Source organism: Nocardia sp. NPDC056541 (genome assembly GCF_042794235.1).
Lineage (GTDB): Bacteria > Actinomycetota > Actinomycetes > Mycobacteriales > Mycobacteriaceae > Nocardia.
In genome coordinates this window covers 104,584-123,383 of sequence record NZ_JBHTUD010000017.1, presented here as the reverse complement: position 1 = coordinate 123,383, position 18,800 = coordinate 104,584, and the positions used below count along the sequence as shown (strand labels likewise).

General features: G+C 67.3%; 21 protein-coding genes and 1 riboswitch. Of the genes, 13 read left to right on the top strand and 8 right to left on the bottom strand.

Annotation, left to right across the window (positions count from 1 at the left end; genetic code table 11):
* Positions 1-120: 120 nt before the first annotated feature.
* The 5 genes from ACFQ9R_RS27135 (at position 121) to ACFQ9R_RS27115 (ending at position 4,785) form a co-directional block, all read left to right on the top strand.
* The gene (locus ACFQ9R_RS27135) at positions 121-1,527 is read left to right on the top strand and encodes a family 2B encapsulin nanocompartment shell protein (protein WP_378994253.1); all 1,407 of its coding nucleotides are present in this window, start codon (positions 121-123) and stop codon (positions 1,525-1,527) included.
* A 12-nt stretch (positions 1,528-1,539) separates the two neighbouring features.
* Positions 1,540-2,817, top strand: coding sequence for a family 2 encapsulin nanocompartment cargo protein terpene cyclase (locus ACFQ9R_RS27130; RefSeq protein WP_378994251.1), 1,278 nt, complete (start codon positions 1,540-1,542; stop codon positions 2,815-2,817).
* Positions 2,814-3,686, top strand: a complete 873-nt coding sequence (locus ACFQ9R_RS27125; RefSeq protein ID WP_378994249.1) for a geranyl diphosphate 2-C-methyltransferase — start codon at positions 2,814-2,816, stop codon at positions 3,684-3,686. The genes ACFQ9R_RS27130 and ACFQ9R_RS27125 overlap by 4 nt, the downstream gene beginning before the upstream one ends.
* Positions 3,683-4,243: an isopentenyl-diphosphate Delta-isomerase gene (gene idi / locus ACFQ9R_RS27120; protein ID WP_378994247.1), complete on the top strand. Its 561-nt coding sequence runs from the start codon at positions 3,683-3,685 to the stop codon at positions 4,241-4,243. The genes ACFQ9R_RS27125 and idi overlap by 4 nt, the downstream gene beginning before the upstream one ends.
* Before the next feature lie 170 nt (positions 4,244-4,413).
* Positions 4,414-4,785, top strand: coding sequence for a hypothetical protein (locus ACFQ9R_RS27115; RefSeq protein ID WP_378994245.1), 372 nt, complete (start codon positions 4,414-4,416; stop codon positions 4,783-4,785).
* A gap of 7 nt (positions 4,786-4,792) precedes the next feature.
* Here the strand turns inward: ACFQ9R_RS27115 and ACFQ9R_RS27110 are convergent, their stop codons facing one another.
* The 3 genes from ACFQ9R_RS27110 to ACFQ9R_RS27100 form a co-directional block, all read right to left on the bottom strand.
* Positions 4,793-5,521, bottom strand: a complete 729-nt coding sequence (locus ACFQ9R_RS27110; RefSeq protein ID WP_378994243.1) for an aspartate/glutamate racemase family protein — start codon at positions 5,519-5,521, stop codon at positions 4,793-4,795.
* Positions 5,521-7,008 carry an NCS1 family nucleobase:cation symporter-1 gene (locus ACFQ9R_RS27105; RefSeq protein WP_378994241.1) on the bottom strand — a complete coding sequence of 496 codons (1,488 nt, stop codon included), beginning with the start codon at positions 7,006-7,008 and terminating at the stop codon, positions 5,521-5,523. The genes ACFQ9R_RS27110 and ACFQ9R_RS27105 overlap by 1 nt, the downstream gene beginning before the upstream one ends.
* Positions 7,009-7,092: 84 nt before the next feature.
* Entirely contained in the window at positions 7,093-7,815 is a 723-nt protein-coding gene (locus ACFQ9R_RS27100) for a GntR family transcriptional regulator (protein WP_378636910.1), read from the bottom strand.
* A gap of 106 nt (positions 7,816-7,921) precedes the next feature.
* Here ACFQ9R_RS27100 and ACFQ9R_RS27095 point away from each other — a divergent pair, with 106 nt between their 5' ends.
* Positions 7,922-9,100 (top strand): serine hydrolase domain-containing protein, encoded by a 1,179-nt coding sequence (locus ACFQ9R_RS27095; RefSeq protein WP_378994238.1) that lies wholly within the window; start codon positions 7,922-7,924, stop codon positions 9,098-9,100.
* 80 nt (positions 9,101-9,180) lie between these two features.
* Positions 9,181-10,404, top strand: a complete 1,224-nt coding sequence (gene ilvA / locus ACFQ9R_RS27090) for a threonine ammonia-lyase (protein ID WP_378994236.1) — start codon at positions 9,181-9,183, stop codon at positions 10,402-10,404.
* Positions 10,405-10,455: 51 nt separating this feature from the next.
* Here the strand turns inward: ilvA and ACFQ9R_RS27085 are convergent, their stop codons facing one another.
* The 3 genes from ACFQ9R_RS27085 to ACFQ9R_RS27075 all read right to left on the bottom strand — a co-directional run bounded on the left by ACFQ9R_RS27085 (position 10,456) and on the right by ACFQ9R_RS27075 (position 13,764).
* The gene (locus ACFQ9R_RS27085) at positions 10,456-10,770 is read right to left on the bottom strand and encodes a multidrug efflux SMR transporter (protein WP_358114922.1); all 315 of its coding nucleotides are present in this window, start codon (positions 10,768-10,770) and stop codon (positions 10,456-10,458) included.
* A gap of 10 nt (positions 10,771-10,780) precedes the next feature.
* A riboswitch (guanidine-III (ykkC-III) riboswitch) is annotated at positions 10,781-10,845 on the bottom strand.
* 65 nt (positions 10,846-10,910) lie between these two features.
* Positions 10,911-12,329: an argininosuccinate lyase gene (gene argH, locus ACFQ9R_RS27080; RefSeq protein WP_378636916.1), complete on the bottom strand. Its 1,419-nt coding sequence runs from the start codon at positions 12,327-12,329 to the stop codon at positions 10,911-10,913.
* A 232-nt stretch (positions 12,330-12,561) separates the two neighbouring features.
* A complete protein-coding gene (locus ACFQ9R_RS27075) occupies positions 12,562-13,764 on the bottom strand; it encodes an argininosuccinate synthase (RefSeq protein WP_378994234.1) in 1,203 nt (400 codons plus the stop codon).
* 271 nt (positions 13,765-14,035) lie between these two features.
* Between ACFQ9R_RS27075 and ACFQ9R_RS27070 the strand changes: the two genes are divergently transcribed.
* From ACFQ9R_RS27070 to ACFQ9R_RS27050, 5 genes are all read left to right on the top strand, one after another.
* Positions 14,036-14,176: a hypothetical protein gene (locus ACFQ9R_RS27070; RefSeq protein WP_266287497.1), complete on the top strand. Its 141-nt coding sequence runs from the start codon at positions 14,036-14,038 to the stop codon at positions 14,174-14,176.
* A gap of 30 nt (positions 14,177-14,206) precedes the next feature.
* A complete protein-coding gene (locus tag ACFQ9R_RS27065; protein ID WP_255284563.1) occupies positions 14,207-14,338 on the top strand; it encodes a hypothetical protein in 132 nt (43 codons plus the stop codon).
* Between the two features lie 62 nt (positions 14,339-14,400).
* A complete protein-coding gene (locus tag ACFQ9R_RS27060) occupies positions 14,401-14,556 on the top strand; it encodes a hypothetical protein (protein WP_378994231.1) in 156 nt (51 codons plus the stop codon).
* A 67-nt stretch (positions 14,557-14,623) separates the two neighbouring features.
* A complete protein-coding gene (locus ACFQ9R_RS27055) occupies positions 14,624-15,445 on the top strand; it encodes an aldose 1-epimerase (RefSeq protein WP_378994229.1) in 822 nt (273 codons plus the stop codon).
* A gap of 30 nt (positions 15,446-15,475) precedes the next feature.
* On the top strand, positions 15,476-16,297 hold the full coding sequence (locus ACFQ9R_RS27050) for a DUF4184 family protein (protein ID WP_378994227.1): 822 nt from the start codon (positions 15,476-15,478) through the stop codon (positions 16,295-16,297).
* Here the strand turns inward: ACFQ9R_RS27050 and ACFQ9R_RS27045 are convergent.
* Positions 16,181-17,596: an MFS transporter gene (locus ACFQ9R_RS27045; RefSeq protein WP_378994225.1), complete on the bottom strand. Its 1,416-nt coding sequence runs from the start codon at positions 17,594-17,596 to the stop codon at positions 16,181-16,183. The two genes, ACFQ9R_RS27050 and ACFQ9R_RS27045, sit on opposite strands and share 117 nt — an antisense overlap.
* 126 nt (positions 17,597-17,722) lie before the next feature.
* Here ACFQ9R_RS27045 and ACFQ9R_RS27040 point away from each other — a divergent pair, with 126 nt between their 5' ends.
* The gene (locus tag ACFQ9R_RS27040) at positions 17,723-18,286 is read left to right on the top strand and encodes a TetR/AcrR family transcriptional regulator (RefSeq protein ID WP_378994223.1); all 564 of its coding nucleotides are present in this window, start codon (positions 17,723-17,725) and stop codon (positions 18,284-18,286) included.
* A 6-nt stretch (positions 18,287-18,292) separates the two neighbouring features.
* On the opposite strand, the gene ACFQ9R_RS27035 is transcribed toward ACFQ9R_RS27040, so the two are convergent.
* Complete coding sequence (locus ACFQ9R_RS27035) at positions 18,293-18,796, bottom strand: arginine repressor (protein WP_056824335.1); 504 nt, start codon at positions 18,794-18,796, stop codon at positions 18,293-18,295.
* Positions 18,797-18,800 lie beyond the last annotated feature (4 nt).

The following is an 18,800-nucleotide window of genomic DNA, read 5'->3' as shown; positions in this document are numbered from 1 at the left end:
GTTATCCGCGCAGGACCATTCGCTTCGCACCATGACCCACACCCGAGCCTGTCGCGCATTGTCGCGCCACACAGGTCGATCGGCCGTGCCGATTTCCGTCCCGAGGTGAGGACATATCCCATGACCATCGAAATGCCGTTGCCCACAGACAATTCCGTGCGCAAGAGCCTGAGTACCACGGCCGCGCACAAACTGACACATACCACCAAATCCGAACCGCAGATGCAGGGCATCAGCTCGCGCTGGCTCTCACGCGCCCTGCCATGGGTGCAGGTCGCGGGCGGTATCTACCGGGTAAACCGCAGGCTCACCCACACCGTCGGCAACGGCGAGGTGGAATTCGTCGTCGACGGATCCCGGGCCAGGGTGATTCCGCAGGAACTCCGTGAGCTTCCGCCGCTGCGCACTATCGACGACGACGAACTCCTGCGCCCGCTCGCGGACAAATTCGTGCAATACGACCTCGATCCGGGATCGGTCGTCGCCGAATTCGGCAATCCGATGGATCAGGTGATCCTCGTCGTGCACGGAAAACTCGCCCGGCTCGGCTCCGGTCAATACGGCGAGTCGACCAAACTCGGCCTGCTGTCCGGCGGCGACTATTACGGCGAGGAAATGCTCACCGATCCTTCGGCGATCTGGCCGGACACGGTCAAGACGGTAACCAGGACCACCATTCTCTGCCTGCCGAGACAACAATTCGAGCAATTTCTCGAACTGAACCCGGAGCTGGATCAGATCCGCACCGAAGCGGACCAGCGGTCGAGCCGGCTGCAGAACTCCAAGGGTGAAGCCGATATCGAGATCTCCTCCGGCCACTCCGGCGAACCGCTGCTCGAGGGCACCTTCGTCGACTACGACGCCAGCCCCCGCGAATACGAACTCAGCCTGGCCCAGAGCGTGCTGCGCGTGCACACCCGCGTCGCCGACCTGTTCAACGATCCGATGAACCAGGTCGACCAGCAGTTGCGGCTCACCGTCGAGGCGCTCTACGAGCGACGCGAGTACGACCTGGTGAACAATGCCGAGTTCGGCCTGCTGCACAACTGCGACCTCAAACAGCGCATCACCACCGAATCCGGCGCGCCGACCCCTGACGACATGGACGAGCTGCTCAGCATGCGGCGCGGCACCAAATTCTTTCTCGCACATCCGAAAGCGATCGCCGCGTTCGGTCGCGAGTGTTCGCGTCGCGGTCTGTACCCCGACCCCGTGGAGTACCAGGGGCACCGGGTGCCCGCTTGGCGCGGCGTGCCCCTGCTGCCGTGCGGCAAGATCCCGGTCAGCGACACCCAGACCACATCGATCATGGCGATGCGCATCGGTGAGAAGGATCAGGGCGTCGTGGGACTGCATCAGACCGGCATTCCCGACGAATACGAGCCGAGCCTCAACGTCCGGTTCAAGCAGATCGACGACCAGTCGATCATGTCGTACCTGGTGAGCTGCTATTACTCCGCGGCCGTCCTCGTTCCCGATGCGCTCGGCGTGCTGGACGACGTGCTCGTCGCGCGTCGCGCCGACTGATCGGCGCGGACCGTGTCCATCCTCACCAGGGTCGGCGCTCCCATCGCGGCAGGCGATCTGGCTGTCGCGGTGGCGGCCCTGCTGCACGGCGCCGCCGCCCCGGCCGACCTGTTCTCCGGCACCGCGACGCTCCCCCGACGCACCCCCGGTGCGCCCACCGGCTCCGTCACGCCACGTCGTCTTCGCGGACCGACCGGGATAGGCACGTCCGGCCTGCGATTGTTCCCGGCACAGGATCTTCCTGCCGCTCCCGCTGCGGAGACGACGAATTCCACTGGGCAACAGCCGATTCCCGCTCTCTACTGCCCACCTCCCGAGCGTGACGACCCGGCGCTGGCCGAGGCCGTCAACGCGGGCCTGCTCGCCTGGGCCACCGAGATCGGCCTCTACGAAGGCCGTCTCGACGAGCTCGCCAAGGCCGACTTCGGCCGGTTGATCATGCTCGCCCATCCCGATTGCGACGATCCCGACCGGCTGCTGGCCGTCGCTCGCTGCGCGGTGGCGGAATGGTCGGTCGACGACTACTACTGCGAGGAGGACGCCCCTGGCGACACCGCACCCGACGGAACACCGTCCAGCGCCGCCGCGGAACTCGGGCCACGGCTCGAATTGGCCTCCGCCGCAATGGATCCGGCCCATCTCCCCGCGCGGTACGCGCCGAGGCTCGAACAGGCCATGCAGGCCGACCCGATCCTGCGCGCGTTCCGCACCTCGTTCGCGCACCTGGCGGGGTACGCGAGCCCGGCGCAGCTGGCCCGGTTACGCACCGAGATCGCGGGGTGGTTCATCGCGCTCGGCGCCGAGGCGGGCTGGCGCACCGCGGACCGGATGCCACCGGTCTGGGAGTACCTGACCAATCGGCAGCCACACAGTTTCCTGCCGTGTATGGCACCGATCGACGCGGTCGGCGGCTACGAACTCACCGCCGCCGACTACGCCGACCCGGCGGTGCGGCGGGTGACCACCACCGCCGCGCTGGCCGCCCAGATGGTGAACGACCTGTATTCGATGGCGCGCGAGGACCTTTCGGGTGGCAGGGAGTTCAACCTGCCGACGGTCCTGGCCGCCGAGGAGGGCTGCAGCCGGGCCGACGCCGTGCTGCGCACCGCCCAGATCCACGACGAACTGATGCATCGCTTCGAACGGGAGGCGGCCCCCCTCGCCGCCTCGGGCTCACCCCAGCTGCGCCGCTTCCTGGCCGGGCTGTGGGCCTGGATGGGCGGCAACCGCGCCTGGCACGCGGGCAGCCGCCGCTACCACGACATCGCACCAGGAGAGGACGACAGATGACCATCGTCAACACCCCCGACCGCTCGGTCCTGCGCACCACCTATCAGCGTTCGGTCGCCGCGTACTGGAACAACAACCCCAACGACGACCGGGTCAATACCGAACTGGGCAAGGTCGACGGCCTCTACCACCACCACTACGGCATCGGCGAACCCGATTGGTCGGTACTGGACGGCCCGGAGAAGACCCGGCAGGAACGGATCGTGCGCGAACTACACCGCCTCGAGACCGCCCAGGCCGACTGTCTGCTCGACAACCTCGGCGCCATCACCCCCGACGACCGGCTGATCGACGGTGGCTCGGGCCGCGGCGGCACCAGTTTCATGGCCGCCGATCGCTTCGGCTGCCACGTCGACGGCGTGAGCATCTCCGAATACCAGGTCGGCTTCGCCAACGATCAGGCCGAGGCCCGCGGCGTGACCGAACGGGTCGGGTTCCACTTCCGCAATATGCTCGACACCGGCTTCGTCGACGAGTCGGCCCGGGCCATCTGGACCAACGAAACCACCATGTACGTGGACCTTTTCGATCTCTTCGACGAATTCGCTCGCGTGCTCGAACCGGGTGGGCGCTATGTGTGCATCACCGGCTGCTCCAACGATGTCACCGGCGGCCGATCCGCCTCGGTCAGCTGGATCGACGCGCACTACGGCTGCATGATCCATCCGCGCAGCGAGTACTTCCGCGCACTGTCCGACAGCGGCCTTGTCCCCACCACGGTCGTCGACCTCACGCCCGACACCATCCCGTACTGGGAGTTGCGCACCCATTCCGAGCTCGCCACCGGCGTCGAACAGCCGTTCCTCACCGCCTACCGCGAGGGCAGCTTCCAGTACCTGATGATCGTCGCCGATAAGGTGGCCAGGTGACCGATAAGCTCGCCGACCCGTCGACCGACCGCGAAACCATGCTCGTCGAGCTGGTCGACGAATCAGGCGCGGCGATCGGAGCGTGCTCGGTGGCCGATGCCCATCGGCCACCGGGCACGCTCCACCGCGCCTTCTCCGTGCTGCTGTTCGACTCGCACGGACACGTCCTGCTCCAGCAGCGCGCGGCAGTGAAGACCCGGTTCCCGCTCCAGTGGGCGAACACCTGCTGTGGGCATCCGCTGCCGGGCCAAAGCGTTGTCGAGGCTGCCGCGATCCGGTTACGCGAGGAGTTCGGGATGGCGGCCGACCTCACGAAGGTCGGCGTGTTCACCTACCTCGCCGGCGACGAGAAGACCGGCCGTGTCGAGCACGAGTACGACCACGTCCTGATCGGTGTGGTCGGCGATGTGCCGCCGCGGCCGGACCCGGCCGAGATCGCCCGCTGGGCGTGGATCCCCCCGCAGGAGGTGCGTGCGGATCTGGCGGAGAACCCCGGCAAGTTCACGCCGTGGCTGTCCCAGGTGCTCGAGATCGCCGACGAGGCACACGAGCGCTGACCCGGCTGTCCCTGTTTTCTTTCTCGTCTCGGGTGCTCCCGTGGCGATTAACCGGTTAGATGCGCATATCTATATTTGTAGATGGTTCTGAGTTCCTTGGGGAACTCACAGGCTCACCACAGTCCGTGACCAGGCCGCCCGGCGAAACTGGACATCGAACGGTCCGCACGATGGCGAGTGAGGTAGCGATGGTCGAGGTCGAGATCAACGACGACACGGTGACGGTCAATGTGCTCGGTGGGCACCGCCTGCTCGCCCTGCGCCAGCAGGTCGTGATCGACCGCGCCGCGATCACCGAGATCGCCACCGCCGAAGTGGACCTGCGGCCCCCGTGGGTCCGCGCGCCCGGCACCTTCATCCCCGGCGTGATCGCCGCGGGCGTCTACCGAGGCAAGGGCCGCAAAGAGTTCTGGGACACCACTTTCGGCGGCAGCGCCGTGCGGATCGACCTGGACGGGCCGGACTTCACCCGTCTGGTCGTCGACGTCGACGATCTCACCGCGGTGCTAGACGCGCTGAGCACCGAGACCGCCGGCGTCTGAGCGGCATTCACGAACCGAAGGATTCCAGCAGTCCCGCGTAGGTCTTCGGCGGCGGCGTCGCGAACTCTCCCCTACCCGACTTGCGCAGGCCCATCGTCAGCAGCGACTGCACGGTCAATGTCGCCGCCGCGACGCCGTCGATCACCGGCACCCCGATCTCGTCGCGAATGTGCGCGCACAGCTCCGCCATTCCGGCGCACCCGAGCACCACAGCATCTGACCCGTCCTGCGCGACGGCGACCCGGCACGCCTCGGTGACGATCTTGCGCGCGTCCGGGTCGGTGTCGAGGGCGAGTACCGGGATCTCGCACGCGTGGATGCCCCGGCAGAACCGTTGCATCCCATAGTGTTCCGCGAGATCGGCCGCTCGCCCGATGGTGCGGCCGAGCGTCGTGACGACACTGAATCCGCGGCCGAGATGACTCGCGGTGTGCATGGCCGCCTCGGCGATCCCGATCACCGGCCCCGCCGCCAGTTCCCGTGCGGCGTCCAGGCCCGGATCACCGAAGCAGGCGATGACATACCCGTCCACACCGTCGGCCTCGCCCTGCCGGATCGCGGCGAGCAGGCCCGGCACGCTCATCGCCTCGTCGTAGTGGCTCTCGATCGAAGCGGGCCCGATCTCGGAGGTGACCGCGTCGAGCAGTGTGCCCCGGCCCGCGACGGCCAGCGCACACTGCTCGATCGTGTCGGTCATCGCCCGCGTGGTGTTCGGGTTGACGACCCGGATGCGCATCAGACACCGACCTCCTCGGCAGCGGCCGCCCGCGCGGCGCCCGTCAGCAGGTAGTAGACGGCGAAGCCGATGCCGCACCCGATGAACCAGCTGTATTGGGCGGCGGAGTGCATGCCGGGCAGGCTGTTGGCCAGCACCGGGAACACCGCCACCGCGGCGGCCACCGCGGTCGCGATGATCGCGGCCGGGTGATAGCCCTTCGCGTAGTAATACGTCCCCTGCTCCGACATCGTGAACAGATCGTCGACGACCACCTTCTGCTTGCGCACCAAGTAGTAATCGCAGATCAGCACCCCGAACAGCGGTCCGATGAAGGCTCCGAGAACCTCGAGGGTGTAGTGGATGACGTCAGGATTGTTGTACAGATTCCAGGGCGTGATCAGCACCGAACCGACCGCCGCGATCATGCCGCCCGCCCGCCAGCTGATCCGCTGCGGACTCACATTCGAGAAATCGAAAGCCGGCGAGATGAAGTTCGCGACGATATTGATCCCGATGGTGGCGACGGTGAAGGTGAGTGCGCCGAGCACGATCGCGAAAGTGGAATCGATCTCGGCGACGGTGGCGACCGGATCGGTGATGAGCTCGCCGTACACCGGCAATGTCAGGGAGGCGGTGACCACCACCAGTACCGAGAAGACCAGGAAATTCACCGGAAGCCCGAGAAAGTTGCCTTTCTTCACCGCGGCGAAGCTCTTGCCGTATCGGGAGAAGTCACCGAAATTGAGCATCGGCCCCGAGAAATACGACACGACGAGTGCGATCGCGCCGAGCATCACCGGCACCGACGCCCAGCCGGTGTATTTCACATCGCCGAGTTTCAGATCGATGGCACTCCAGCCCGCCTTCGCGATGAGGTAGCCGCAGAGCAGGAACATGACGACGTAGACGGCGGGACCGCAGAAGTCGATGAACTTGCGGATCGATTCCATGCCGCGCCAGAACACGCACGCCTGCACCACCCACAGCAGCAGGAAGCTGCCCCAGCCCAGGGCCGACAGTCCGAGGAACCCGTAGTCGGCGGTGACGGCGTAGGGTGCCAATCCCGGAAACAGTTTCACCAGAACGACATCCAGCGCCGCCGACGCGAGGAAAGTCTGAATGCCGTACCAGGCCACCGCGATCAGACCGCGGATGATCGCGGGGATATTCGCGCCGAGCACGCCGAACGCACTGCGGCAGATCACCGGATAGGGCACCCCGGTCATCTGACTGGGTTTCGCCACCAGATTGCAGAAGAAGTACACGATGGTGATGCCGATGAGCAGTGCGGCGAGCACTTGCCAACTGGCCAGTCCGAGGGCGAAAAGGCTTCCCGCCGTGACATATCCGCCGACGCTGTGCACGTCTGACATCCAGAACGCGAAGATATTGTAAGTGCCCCAGCTCTGCTTGCGCAGCGGCGCCAGATCCTCGTTCGTCAGCCGCGGGTCGTACGTGGGCGGTTCACCGGCGGGAACCGCCGAGGACGTAAGGGTGTCGGTCATGATCGTTCCCGTCCGAAAGGGTACATCTGCTGAACTGACGGTAAGTATCAGCAATTGCCCAGCGGTTTCCCGGGAATTTCGCGCCTATTGCACCGAAGATATATCTTCCGGCGCGAGCAGCCCGGTATCGGTCGGCAGGGTCGCGACCACGGTTTCCAGCCTGCGGTGGTGTTCCTCGGCGGCGACGAGCAGACGGTCGACATCGCGGGCGAGGAACGCGTCGAGCATGGCGATGTGGTCGATGTGCAGGCGCTCGCGGTCGAGTCGGTCGATGTGGACCATCGACTGCACCGGCTCGGTGACATTCCACGCGGCTTCGAGCATGTACAGCAGCCGGAACATCCGTGACGGCCGCGTCAGCGCCACGTGGAAGCTGCGGGACTGACGCTGGTACGACTCGGGATCGTCGTCGAGGATGGCGCGTTCGAGCAGGTCGTTCACCGCGAGCAGGTGCGCGCGTTCGGCCTCGTCGGCGTGCAGCGCGGCCGCGGCGAGTGATGCCGTCTCCAAAGTGTCACGCACGATGTACATTTCGCGCAGTTCACGGGCGGTGAGCTGGGCCACCTGGTAGCCCCGCTGCTGACGGTGGGTGACCAGGCCCTCCCCGATCAGCGTCTTGAGCGCCTCACGGACCGGGATGTGACTCACCCCGAACAGCTCGGCGACTTCGCGCAGCGGGATCACGGTGCACGGCGGTACGGCACCGTCGAGGATCACCCGGCGCAGTTCGCCCAGAATCACTTGCGGTCGGCCTGGCTCATCGACCACAAGCCTTGCGAGCAGCGCCGATCGTCGTCTCGGGGGCATGCAAGCATGCTATGGACCGCGTATTGCGTGCGCGGTGTTCGGTGTGACAGTTAGGAAACGATCACCGTACCGACCGGTCCCTAGTGTGTGATGGCATGCTCGAAGGATGGGAGTTTCGACAGCGCAGTCGGTGGATCGCCGTTTCGTCCGCTTGGTCACCGTCTTCGACCATCTGTTCCGCAAGCCCTCGCACGGCGGTGGCGCACTGTGCGTGTATCTGCACGGCGAGCCCGTCGTCGATGTGTGGGCGGGCTACGCGAGCCCTGGTGTGCCGTGGACGGCGGACTCGGTGGCGCTGGGCTTCTCCACCGGAAAAGGCGTGGCTTCCACCGTGATTCATCAGCTGGCCGATCGGGGACAGCTCGACTACGACAGCCCGGTCGCCGAGTACTGGCCGGAGTTCGCCGCGGCGGGCAAGGCCGCCATCACCGTGCGCGATGTACTCACCCACCGCGCCGGCCTGCACCGGCTGCGTGGCCTGCTGCCCGGGCCGATCGAGAGTTTCCTCGATGACGCTGCCGTCACCGCCGCGCTGGCCGCCGCCACTCCCGATCCGCGGCATCGGGTCACCAGCGGCTATCACGGAATCAGCTACGGGCACTTGGCCGCCGAGATCGTCGCGCGGGTGACCGGCCGCGCATTCGTCGATGTGGTGCGCACCGAACTGGCCGAACCTCTCGATGCCGAAGAACTCTGGTTCCGGGTGCCGCACGATCAGCGCCACCGCATCGCCACCACCTTCCCGCGCCTGCGCGCCGCGGGCATGGACTGGGACACCGGCTCCGATCTGCTCACCCGTACCCGTTTCGCCGCCGCCGCGGAGACCACCCCGCGCGGGTTCGCCGACCTGATCGTCGATGAGCGCGTCCACGATTCGGTGATGCCCGGCGTGAACGGTGTCTTCTCCGCCCGCGCGCTCGCCCGCGTGTATGCCGCCCTGGCCAACGGCGGCGAACTCGACGGCACCCGCATCCTCTCCCCCGGCTCGATCCCCCGCTTCGCCGCGCGCCAGGTCTTCACCCCCGACTACGTCCTGGCGTTCCGCATCCCCTGGGCCATGGGCTTCCACGGCGTCCCGATGAAACCCTCCAAGGCCGACCCGATCTCCGCCTTCGGCCACTTCGGCCTCGGCGGCTCCGGCGCCTTCGCCGATCCCGAAACCGGCCTCTCCCTGGCCTTCGTCACCAATCGTCTCGGCGGCAAACTCACCCCGCTCGGCGACGCCCGCCTCACCCGCCTCGGCACCATCGCCCACAACATCGCGAAGTCCTCGCAACTGCGCTGAGCCACTCGCCGGTCGGTTGATCACTGCACAATATGGACGCAACACCGGGATACCCGACTGGCGATGCCGAACCTGGCACCATGTGGCCGATGGAGACCGTGGGACTGGAGCGGATCGAGGAAGCCGCGCGATTGCTGGCGCCGGTGATTCGACGGACACCGATCGTGGGGTCGCGGGTGTTGTCGGAGCGGGCGGGTACGCAGGTGCTGCTCAAATGCGAGAACCTGCAGCGGACCGGGTCGTTCAAACCGCGCGGGGCCTACAACCGGATCGCCCATCTCCCGGCGGCGGATCGCGCGCGGGGCGTGGTGGCAGCCAGCGCCGGCAACCATGCGCAGGGGGTGGCGTGGGCGGCGAGCGAGCTCGGGATCGCCTCGACGGTGTTCATGCCGGTCGGGGCCTCGCTGCCGAAGCTCGTCGCGACGCGCGCCTACGGTGCCGACGTGCATCTGGTGGGCGACACGATCGACGAATCCTTGGATGCCGCACAGGAATTCGCCGATCGGACCGGCGCGACCCTGATCCATCCTTTCGACCATCCCGACATCGTCGCCGGTCAGGCGACGGTCGCGCTGGAAATCCTCGAACAGGTTCCCGAGGCGGGCACGGTCGTCGTGCCCACCGGTGGTGGCGGGTTGCTCGCGGGTGTCGCGGTGGCGTTGCACGCGCTGGCGCCGAATGTCCGGGTGATCGGCGTGCAGGCGGCCGAGGCGGCGGCGTGGCCGGATTCGCTGGCGGCGGGCAGGCCGGTCCGGGTGCCACGGATGTCGACGATGGCCGACGGTATCGCGGTCGGACTACCTGGCGCGGTGCCCTTCGCCCATGTCGCCGAACTGGTGTCCGAGATCGTCACCGTCGACGAGGACGCCCTGTCCAGGGCCCTGTTGCTCTGCCTGGAACGGGCCAAACTCGTCGTCGAACCCGCGGGTGCGGCGGGCGTGGCCGCCTTGCTCACCTCCGCTCTCGAAGATCTGCCCGGCCCGGTGGTGACCATCTTGTCGGGCGGGAATATCGACCCGCTGTTACTCACGCGCGTGATCGGCCACGGTCTCAGCGCCGCGGGCCGCTACCTGGCCATGCACGTGACGATCGACGACCGGCCAGGCGCCCTGTCCGCGCTGCTCGCCGTGGTCGGGCGCGCCGGCGCGAGCGTGGTGGATGTCGTGCACTCGCGAACGGGGCCGTGGCTGGCCGTCGACGAGGTCGAGGTGTCGCTCACCGTGGAAACCCGCGGCTCCGCGCACCGCGACGACGTTCTGGACGCACTGCGTGACTCGGGTTTCCGCGTACACGCCGAGCTCTAGAACCCCGTGCGCGCACCGGGTTCCCGCACCACGCGCCCGGGGATCACCGCGTCAGTGCGCCATTTTCAGCCCGACCACACCGGCGACGATCATCACCAGGAACACGGCCTTCACGACCGAGAAAGCTTCCGCGCCGGTGACCATGGCATAGACGACGGTCAGGACGGCGCCGATGCCCACCCAGACCGCGTACGCGGTGCCGACGGGGAGATCGCGCATGGCCAGCGCCAGCCCGGTCATGCTGGCTGCCAGGGCTACGCCGAAAACCACGGTCGGGACGAGCCGGGTGAACCCTTCGGTCCGGCCCAGCGCGGTGGCCCACACTGCTTCCAGCACACCGGAGATGACGAGCAGAATCCACGACATGACGAGCCTCCTGTGGCCGTCTTGTCGCGTTCCGGGTACGGCTACCCTCGTCCGGGAGCCCCGTTCGGGCTCACTGCCAAGTTGTCACACCGGCAATCTCTTGGCAAGCAGGTGGTGGGTGAAGTCACCACCTCCCCGCCTCAGCTCAGCCAGGCGCGAGCGTCGTCCGCGGTCTTGCGGACCTCGTCGAGCTGTTCGGCCACACGCACACCGGCGGTGCCACCCCGCGCGTTACGCGAGGCGATCGAACCCTGCACCGTGAGCACCTCGCGCACACCGGCGGTGAGCGCGGGGTCGACGGCGGCGAACTCCTCGTCGGTCAGCTCGTCGAGACCGACACCGCGCGCCTCGGCGACGCGCACGCACGCACCGGCCGCCTCGTGGGCGACGCGGAACGGAACACCTCGGCGCACCATCCATTCCGCGATATCGGTGGCGAGGGTGAACCCGGCGGGTGCGAGTTCGGCCATCCGGTCGGTGTGAAAGGTCAGGGTGGCGACCAGGCCCGCGATGGCGGGCAGGAGCAGTTCGAGCTGGGCGACCGAGTCGAAGACCGGCTCTTTGTCTTCCTGCAGGTCCCGGTTGTACGCCAGCGGTTGGGCTTTCAGCGTGGCGAGCAGGCCGGTCAGGTTGCCGATCAGGCGGCCCGCCTTGCCACGGGTGAGCTCGGAGACATCGGGGTTCTTCTTCTGCGGCATGATCGACGAACCGGTGGACCAGGCGTCGGCCAAGGTCACGTAGCCGAATTCCGGTGTGCTCCAGATGATGACCTCTTCGGCCATCCGGCTCAGATCGACGCCGATCATGGCCAGCACGAAGGCGGCCTCGGCGGCGAAGTCACGCGAGGAGGTGGCGTCGATCGAATTGGCGGCGGAGGCGGTGAAATCCAGTTCGGCGGCGATCTGCTCGGGATCGAGGCCCAGCGAGGAACCGGCCAGCGCGCCCGAACCGTACGGGGAGATGGCGGCGCGCTTGTCGAAGTCGCGCAGGCGTTCCAGATCGCGCAGCAGCGGATGCGCGTGGGCGAGCAGGTGATGCGAGAGCAGTACCGGCTGGGCAGCCTGGAGGTGGGTCTTGCCCGGCATCACGGCGTCGGGATGCGCGGCGGCCTGCGCGACCAGCGCGTCGACCACGTCGAGCACACCGGCGGCGACGCGACGCACACCGTCGCGCAGCCACATCCGGAACAGGGTCGCCACCTGGTCGTTGCGCGAACGACCGGCCCGCAGCCGACCACCGAGCTCGGTCCCGACCCGCTCGATCAGCCCACGCTCGAGCGCACCGTGCACATCCTCGTCGGAGTCGGCGGGGCCGTAGGCACCGGAGGCGACATCGGCCGCGAGCGCGTCGAGACCGGCCAGCATGGCGGGCAGATCCTCGTCGGCGAGCAGCCCGGCCTTGTGCAGCACGCGAGCATGCGCCTTGGACGCGCGGATGTCATACGGAGCCAGCACCCAGTCGAAGTGGGTCGACTTGCTCAGCGCCGCCATCGCCTCGGCCGGCCCGGAAGCGAATCGCCCACCCCAGAGCGCACCTTCGTTGGTTCCACTATGGGTCATCGTGTGCCCTCTCCTGGGTATAGGCGGTCGCGCTCACAGTCGCACATCGGCTGCCAGCGCACGAAGGGCAACCGAATCGAGCCTACGGTTGCCGACTGATCTAGCGAGAACATGGGTAACTCATCGGGCACGCCCAGAACAGGTGTACACCTCAGGCGAGCCCGGAACCGACGCCAACCGCCCCCCTACGACCGGCAGAAGTCGCGGGGAGGCGGGAAGGCGGCGGGCGTGCTTACTTCTGGTTCAGGTCGCGGCGGGCGGCGACCTTGGAGGACAGGCCGTGGATCTGCACGAAGCCCTTGGCCAGCGACTGGTCGAAGGTGTCGCCCTCGTCGTAGGTGGCCAGGTTGAAGTCGTAGAGCGACTGCTCGGAGCGACGGCCGTTGACCACCGCGGACCCGCCGTGCAGCACCATCCGGATCTCGCCGGTGACGGTCTGCTGGGTGTCGGAGATGAAGGCGTCGAGTGCACGCTTGAGCGGAGAGAACCACAGGCCGTCGTAGGCCAGCTCGCCCCAGCGCTGCTCGACCTGCCGCTTGTAGCGGGCCAGCTCGCGCTCGACGGTGACGGCTTCGAGCGCCTGGTGCGCGGTGATCAGCGCGATGGCGCCCGGCGCCTCGTAGATCTCGCGGCTCTTGATGCCGACGAGGCGGTCCTCGACCATGTCGAGACGGCCCACGCCCTGACGACCGGCGCGGGTGTTCATCTCCTCGATGGCCTGCAGCACCGAGACGGGACGGCCGTCGATGGCGACCGGCACACCCTTCTCGAAGGTGATGATGACCTCGTCCGGCGCCTCGAAGTTCACCGTCGGGTCGGCGGTGTAGTCGTAGACGTCCTTGGTGGGCGCGTTCCACAGGTCCTCGAGGAACCCGGTCTCGACCGCGCGGCCCCACACGTTCTGGTCGATGGAGAACGGCGACTTCTTGGTGACGTTGATCGGCAGGCTGTTCTGCTCGGCGAAGGCGATGGCCTTCTCCCGGGTCCAGGCGTAGTCGCGGACCGGGGCGATGACCTCGAGGTCGGGCGCGAGCGCGCCGATGCCGACCTCGAAGCGGACCTGGTCGTTGCCCTTGCCGGTGCAGCCGTGCGAGACGGTGGTGGCGTTGTGGAACTTCGCGGCCTCGACCAGGTGCTTGACGATCAGCGGGCGGCTGATGGCCGAGACGAGCGGGTACTGGCCCATGTACATGGCGTTGGCCTGGATGGTGGGCAGGCAGTACTCGTCGGCGAACTCGTCGCGCGCGTCGACCACGATGGCCTCCACGGCGCCGCAGTCGAGTGCGCGCTGTCGGATCGCGCTCATGTCCTCGCCGCCCTGGCCCAGGTCGATGGCCACGGCCACCACCTCGGAACCGGTCTCCTTCGCGATCCAGCTGATGGCGACGGAGGTGTCAAGCCCACCGGAGTAGGCGAGTACGACGCGATCGGACATGTCTGTTGTGCTCCTCGAAGTCTGGTACGTAAAAAGGGCTGCCCTGAGCAGTATGGATGCTCCGGCCGCCGGTCGGCTCACGCCGTTGCTACAAATGATTATGCATGATGATGCAATCTCATTCATAACCGGGGGGTACGGCCTCGGACGTACGCCGGCGAAATAGCCGATCACCTGCGACGACACCAGCGCAGCCCTTGGCGAGTACTCTCAGCTATGAGACGCTGGTCACAGCAGATAGCCATCAGGTCGGGACCGAAGGAGAGCCATCATGCAGTCGCTACGTGATTTCGCCGAGGCCAACTACGACCTGATCGGAACGGTTGTCATCGGACTCGGGAACCTCAGCCTGACGGTGGCCAAGGCTGTCATCGACCTCGGCACTCCCCTGCTCCAGGGATTCTTCGCCTGACTCACCGACCTCGAATCCAGGGAGCACATCATGGATGAAGTCCTGCAGTTCCTCTCCGACAATTACGAGGCAGGCGCCGCCCTCGGCCTCTATGTCGGCCGTGCCGTCTTCGAGATCACCGCCCCACTGACCCTGCTGATCCTAAACTTCCTCAACTCCTGACTCCTCACCTGTGGCACTCTGGGAGAGCACTATTCGGCTCGCCACACGTGAGGACGAACAAGATGCTCCACTACATCGCGCAGGAATTCTCGACCCTCGGCAACGGTGTTCTCGATGTCGGTAGAGCAGTCGTCGAGCTGGTCCAGAACATCATCGACATCGCCACGCCGAATAATCGCGGTGGCGGCGCGGGCGGCGGGCAGTACCCGTTCAACTGAAGACCACATCCCAGCTTTCGGCGTGAGTTACCGCTGAAGGCACAGTCACGCGGCTAGTGTGCGAATCATGACCGACGATGTGCGGCTCGATGTCGGCTCCGCGGGTCTCACGATCGCCCCCGGCGACGGCGGCGCGATCCACAGCCTGACCGTCGACGGCACCGAACTGCTCCGGCAGGATCCGGGCACCGGCTGTTTCGTCATGGCGCCGTGGGCAGGTCGGCTCGGCGACGGCGAACTGACCGTCGGCGACCACACGTATCAGATGCCGATCAACAACCCGCCGCACAGCATTCACGGCACCGCCCGCGACGGAGTGTGGGAGGTGGTCGCGGCTTCGCCGACCGAGGCGACCATCAGCCATCGCCTCGGTGATCCGTGGCCGTTCGCGGGCACGGTCACCCAGACGTTCACCCTCACCGACACCGGCCTCACCCTGGCGATGCGCATCGCCACCGACCACGACGCCTTCCCCGCCCAGGGCGGCTGGCATCCGTGGTTCCTGCGCGAAGTCCCGCCCGCGACCGGGCCGGTGCGGCTCGATTTCGACCCGGCATGGCAGTACGAACGCGGCGACGACTACCTGCCCACCGGCCGCGAGATCGCGCCGACGCCGCCACCGTGGGACGACTGCTTCGGCATGCCCGACGGCGTTCTCGCCCGCCTCACCTGGCCCGGATTCCTGGCATTCACCATCACCAGCCCCGTCCACGACGTAGTCGTCTGGACCCTGCCGGAGCAATCCCTGTCGGTGGAGGCCCAGTCCGGCCCACCCAACGGCCTGAACACCGCACCCCGGATGGTCACACCCGACTCTCCACTCGATGTCCACGTCGACTGGACATGGCAACGCCTGTCGCGGAACCGAACGACTCCGCAGCCCGAGTAGCCCAGCACCACCGCCGATTACGGTGATTGCGTGCCGATCACGTTCGCCCATCCCGTCGCGGTGCTGCCCTTCGCTCGATATCTCCCCCTTCCCGCACTCGTCGCGGGATCCATCGCCCCCGACGTCGTCTACTACCTGCCCGGTCCCCTGTCCGGCACCACAACCCACTCGGTTGTCGGCGTTCTGTGCTGGGACCTGCTGATCGGCCTGGTGCTACTCGTCGCTTTCCGGCTTTCCGCCGGCCCGGCCTCGGCGCTTCTCGGCCTGGCGCCCGCCTCGTCCCCCGATCCCAGATCAGCGGGGCTCGCGGCGGTTTCGACGGTCACCGCCCTGGTACTCGGTGCCGCGACACACGTGGTCTGGGATTCTTTCACTCAGACAACAGGTTTCGTGGTCCAGCACTCGGCTCTGTTGCGGACGTCGGTCATCGAGCCGCACAAGACCTACAACGTCCTCGGCTATCTCTCCTCTCTCGCCGGAACGGCGGTCCTCACCTACCTCGTGGTGCGCCGCACCCGGCGCAAGGTTCGCCCACCCACGTGGACGCACCGGGCCGTCGTCGCCGTGCTGCTCGCCGCGCCGGTCATCGGTGTGGCACTCGCCGTCGACGACCCGGTCATCCGGGTCAGTACCTACGACCTGATCCGACACACGATCGTCGGTGCGGCTCGGGCGACGGTTGTCGCCTGGGCCGTCTACGCCGCGCTCTGGCACCTCGGCGCAGGTCGCGTGCGCTCACCGCGGCGAGCGGACGCTGCGGAAGGTGAGCGCGACCAGGAAGGTCAGGGCGGCGATGACGGCGGCTGCCGCGAAGGCGGCGGTCATGCCGCCGACCAGGGCGTGGGTCGGTGAACCGCCCGCGTCGCGCGCGGCGGTGCCGAAGATCGTCACCAGGATCGCCAAGCCCAGCGCGCCGCCGGTCTGCTGCATGGTCTGCAGGGCGCCGCCCGCCGCACCCGCCTCGTCGGGCGAGACCGTGGACATGATGATCACGTTCAGCGGCGAGAACGCCAGCCCGATACCGCAGCCCATCGCGACCATCGCCACGAACAGCAGGGGGAAGTAGCCGGAGTCCTCCGAAAGCCTGGTCAGTAGCACGAGTCCGGTGACCATGGCGACGGCGCCGGTCAACGTCACCGGCTTGGGGCCGAAACGCGCCAGCAGCCGCGGGATCAGTCGGATCATCGCGAACATCAGCACCGCCGTCGGCAGGAACGCGAAACCTGTTGCCAGCGAACTCATCCCCAGCACATCTTGCAGATACTGGGTGAGGAAGAAGAACATCGACATGCCTGCCATCGGCCCGAGGAACATGTTCAGATAGCCGGCGGCGCGGTTGCGATCGGCGAACAGGTGCAGGGGCAGAAGTGGTTGTGGCGCACGCAGTTCGATCGCTATGAAGGCGGCCAGCAAGGCCGCCCCGATCGCGAGCCAGATATCGGTGCCCGCCGCGCCCCAACCGTGCGAGGCGGCACTGATGAAACCGTAGACCAGGGCGGCCACGCCCGCGGTCGCCGTCACCGCGCCCGGCAGGTCGAGCCGAGCGGCGCGACGCGGCAAATCAGGCAGGTACCGCAGTGCGAGTACCGCGATGACCAGGCCGAACGGCACATTGATGAACAGCACCGAGCGCCAGCCGAACCATTCCGTGAGCAACCCGCCGACGATCAAGCCGATCGCGAAACCGGCGCTCGACATGCCGGAGAACAGAGCGAGCACTCGAATCCGCACCTTGGGCTCGGTGAACGTAGTAGTCAGCAGCGCAAGGGTATTGGGACCGGCCATTGCCCCGCCGATGCCCTGGAGCACGCGGGCCGCGAGCAACCATCCAGCCGAAGGCGCCAGCCCGCCGGCCAGCGAGGCGAGGGTGAACAGCAGCGCGCCCGCGATGAACATCCGGCGCCTGCCGAACAGGTCGCCGGCTCGACCGCCGAGCAGCAGCAGGCCACCGAAGACCAGCGTGTAGGAGTTCATCACCCAGGACAGGCCGGTTGCACTGAACTCGAGATCGGCCCTGATGTGCGGCAGCGCCACATTCATCACGGTGATGTCGAGGATGATCATGAGCTGACAGGTCAGCAAAGTGACCAGGACGAGCCGTGGCCGAACCCGGTCCACCTGGGGTTTTTCCAAGAAAGTGGTGGTAGTCAAGAACGCTCCATCAGAAAGGAACTCAAACGGAGAGAGTCTCCGTTTATGACAGAGCTAGCATAGGGAGAAAGTCTCCGGTTCCGCAAGACTAAACGGAGACTTCATCCGTTTCCAGTGGAGGATCTTGTGGACGCACCGTCGCGGCCGATGCGCGCCGACGCACGCCGCAATTACGAGCGCATCGTCGACTGCGCCCGCGACGCGTTCGCCGAGCACGGCACCGACGCACCGCTGGACGACATCGCGCGACGCGCGGGGGTCGGTCCCGGAACGCTGTATCGCCACTTCCCGAATCGCACCACGCTGATGGAAGCGGTGTATCGCGCCAATATCGAGACACTCGCCGCGCGGGCAGACGAACTACGCCGAACGCACGCCCCCCTCGACGCGTTCGACGCCTGGTTCGGCGAGCTGGTCACCTACATTCTTGAAAAGCACGGCCTGGCAACCACTCTCAAAGCCGCCATCGACCGGACCTCGGACACTTTCGCCGCCTGCTCCGCCCTGCTGGCCGAGGCCGCGGGCAGCGTTCTGATCCCGGTACAGGAGGCAGGCGAGATCCGCCCCGAGGTGAGCCCCCGCGACATCCTGCGCCTCGGCCACGGCATCGGCGCGGGCTGCCAGGCCGCCCCGGAGTCCGCCCCACTGCTCATCGACGTGGCGCTGGCCGGCCTTCGCGCCCAGCGCTAGCGGCGCTCAGGCCAGGTCTTCGATTTTCGCCGCCAGTTCGGCGCCGGTGAGCGGCTCGCGGGCGATGACGGCGATGGTGTCGTCGCCGGCGATCGTGCCGACGATGTAGGGCAGGGCGGCGCGGTCGAGGGCGCTGGCCAGGAAGTGGGCGGCGCCGGGCGGGGTGCGCAGGACGGCGAGGTTGCCGCTGGCGTCGGTGGAGACGAGCAGGTCACCGAGGAGTTTGGACAGGCGGCCGGTGCCGCCGGTGACCCCACGCACGGGGCTGCCGTCCTCGGGAACGATGTAGACGCCCGCGCCACCGTCGGCCGCGCGCAGTTTCACCGCGCCGAGTTCGTCGAGGTCACGCGACAGGGTGGCCTGGGTGGTCTCGATCCCCTCGGCCGACAGCAGCGCGGCGAGTTCGGTCTGACTGCGGACCGAATGCGAGGTCAGCAGTTCGATGATGCGTGACTGGCGGCCGGCGCGGGTGCGAGCGATCGCGGGCGAGCCCTTTTCGGGCGCGCTCATCGCC

Bases quoted from the DNA above. Each gene is read 5' to 3' on its own strand.
- ACFQ9R_RS27075 (WP_378994234.1), bottom strand. From the start codon at position 13,764: ATGTCCGATCGCGTCGTACTCGCCTACTCCGGTGGGCTTGACACCTCC.
- ACFQ9R_RS27035 (WP_056824335.1), bottom strand. From the start codon at position 18,796: ATGAGCGCGCCCGAAAAGGGCTCGCCCGCGATCGCTCGCACCCGCGCC.
- ACFQ9R_RS27055 (WP_378994229.1), top strand. From the start codon at position 14,624: ATGACCGACGATGTGCGGCTCGATGTCGGCTCCGCGGGTCTCACGATC.
- ACFQ9R_RS27070 (WP_266287497.1), top strand. From the start codon at position 14,036: ATGCAGTCGCTACGTGATTTCGCCGAGGCCAACTACGACCTGATCGGA.
- ACFQ9R_RS27105 (WP_378994241.1), bottom strand. From the start codon at position 7,008: ATGACCGACACCCTTACGTCCTCGGCGGTTCCCGCCGGTGAACCGCCC.
- ACFQ9R_RS27135 (WP_378994253.1), top strand. From the start codon at position 121: ATGACCATCGAAATGCCGTTGCCCACAGACAATTCCGTGCGCAAGAGC.
- ACFQ9R_RS27100 (WP_378636910.1), bottom strand. From the start codon at position 7,815: ATGCCCCCGAGACGACGATCGGCGCTGCTCGCAAGGCTTGTGGTCGAT.
- ACFQ9R_RS27110 (WP_378994243.1), bottom strand. From the start codon at position 5,521: ATGCGCATCCGGGTCGTCAACCCGAACACCACGCGGGCGATGACCGAC.
- ACFQ9R_RS27065 (WP_255284563.1), top strand. From the start codon at position 14,207: ATGGATGAAGTCCTGCAGTTCCTCTCCGACAATTACGAGGCAGGCGCC.
- argH (WP_378636916.1), bottom strand. From the start codon at position 12,329: ATGACCCATAGTGGAACCAACGAAGGTGCGCTCTGGGGTGGGCGATTC.
- ACFQ9R_RS27060 (WP_378994231.1), top strand. From the start codon at position 14,401: ATGCTCCACTACATCGCGCAGGAATTCTCGACCCTCGGCAACGGTGTT.
- ilvA (WP_378994236.1), top strand. From the start codon at position 9,181: ATGTGGCCGATGGAGACCGTGGGACTGGAGCGGATCGAGGAAGCCGCG.
- ACFQ9R_RS27125 (WP_378994249.1), top strand. From the start codon at position 2,814: ATGACCATCGTCAACACCCCCGACCGCTCGGTCCTGCGCACCACCTAT.
- ACFQ9R_RS27095 (WP_378994238.1), top strand. From the start codon at position 7,922: ATGGGAGTTTCGACAGCGCAGTCGGTGGATCGCCGTTTCGTCCGCTTG.
- ACFQ9R_RS27115 (WP_378994245.1), top strand. From the start codon at position 4,414: ATGGCGAGTGAGGTAGCGATGGTCGAGGTCGAGATCAACGACGACACG.
- ACFQ9R_RS27085 (WP_358114922.1), bottom strand. From the start codon at position 10,770: ATGTCGTGGATTCTGCTCGTCATCTCCGGTGTGCTGGAAGCAGTGTGG.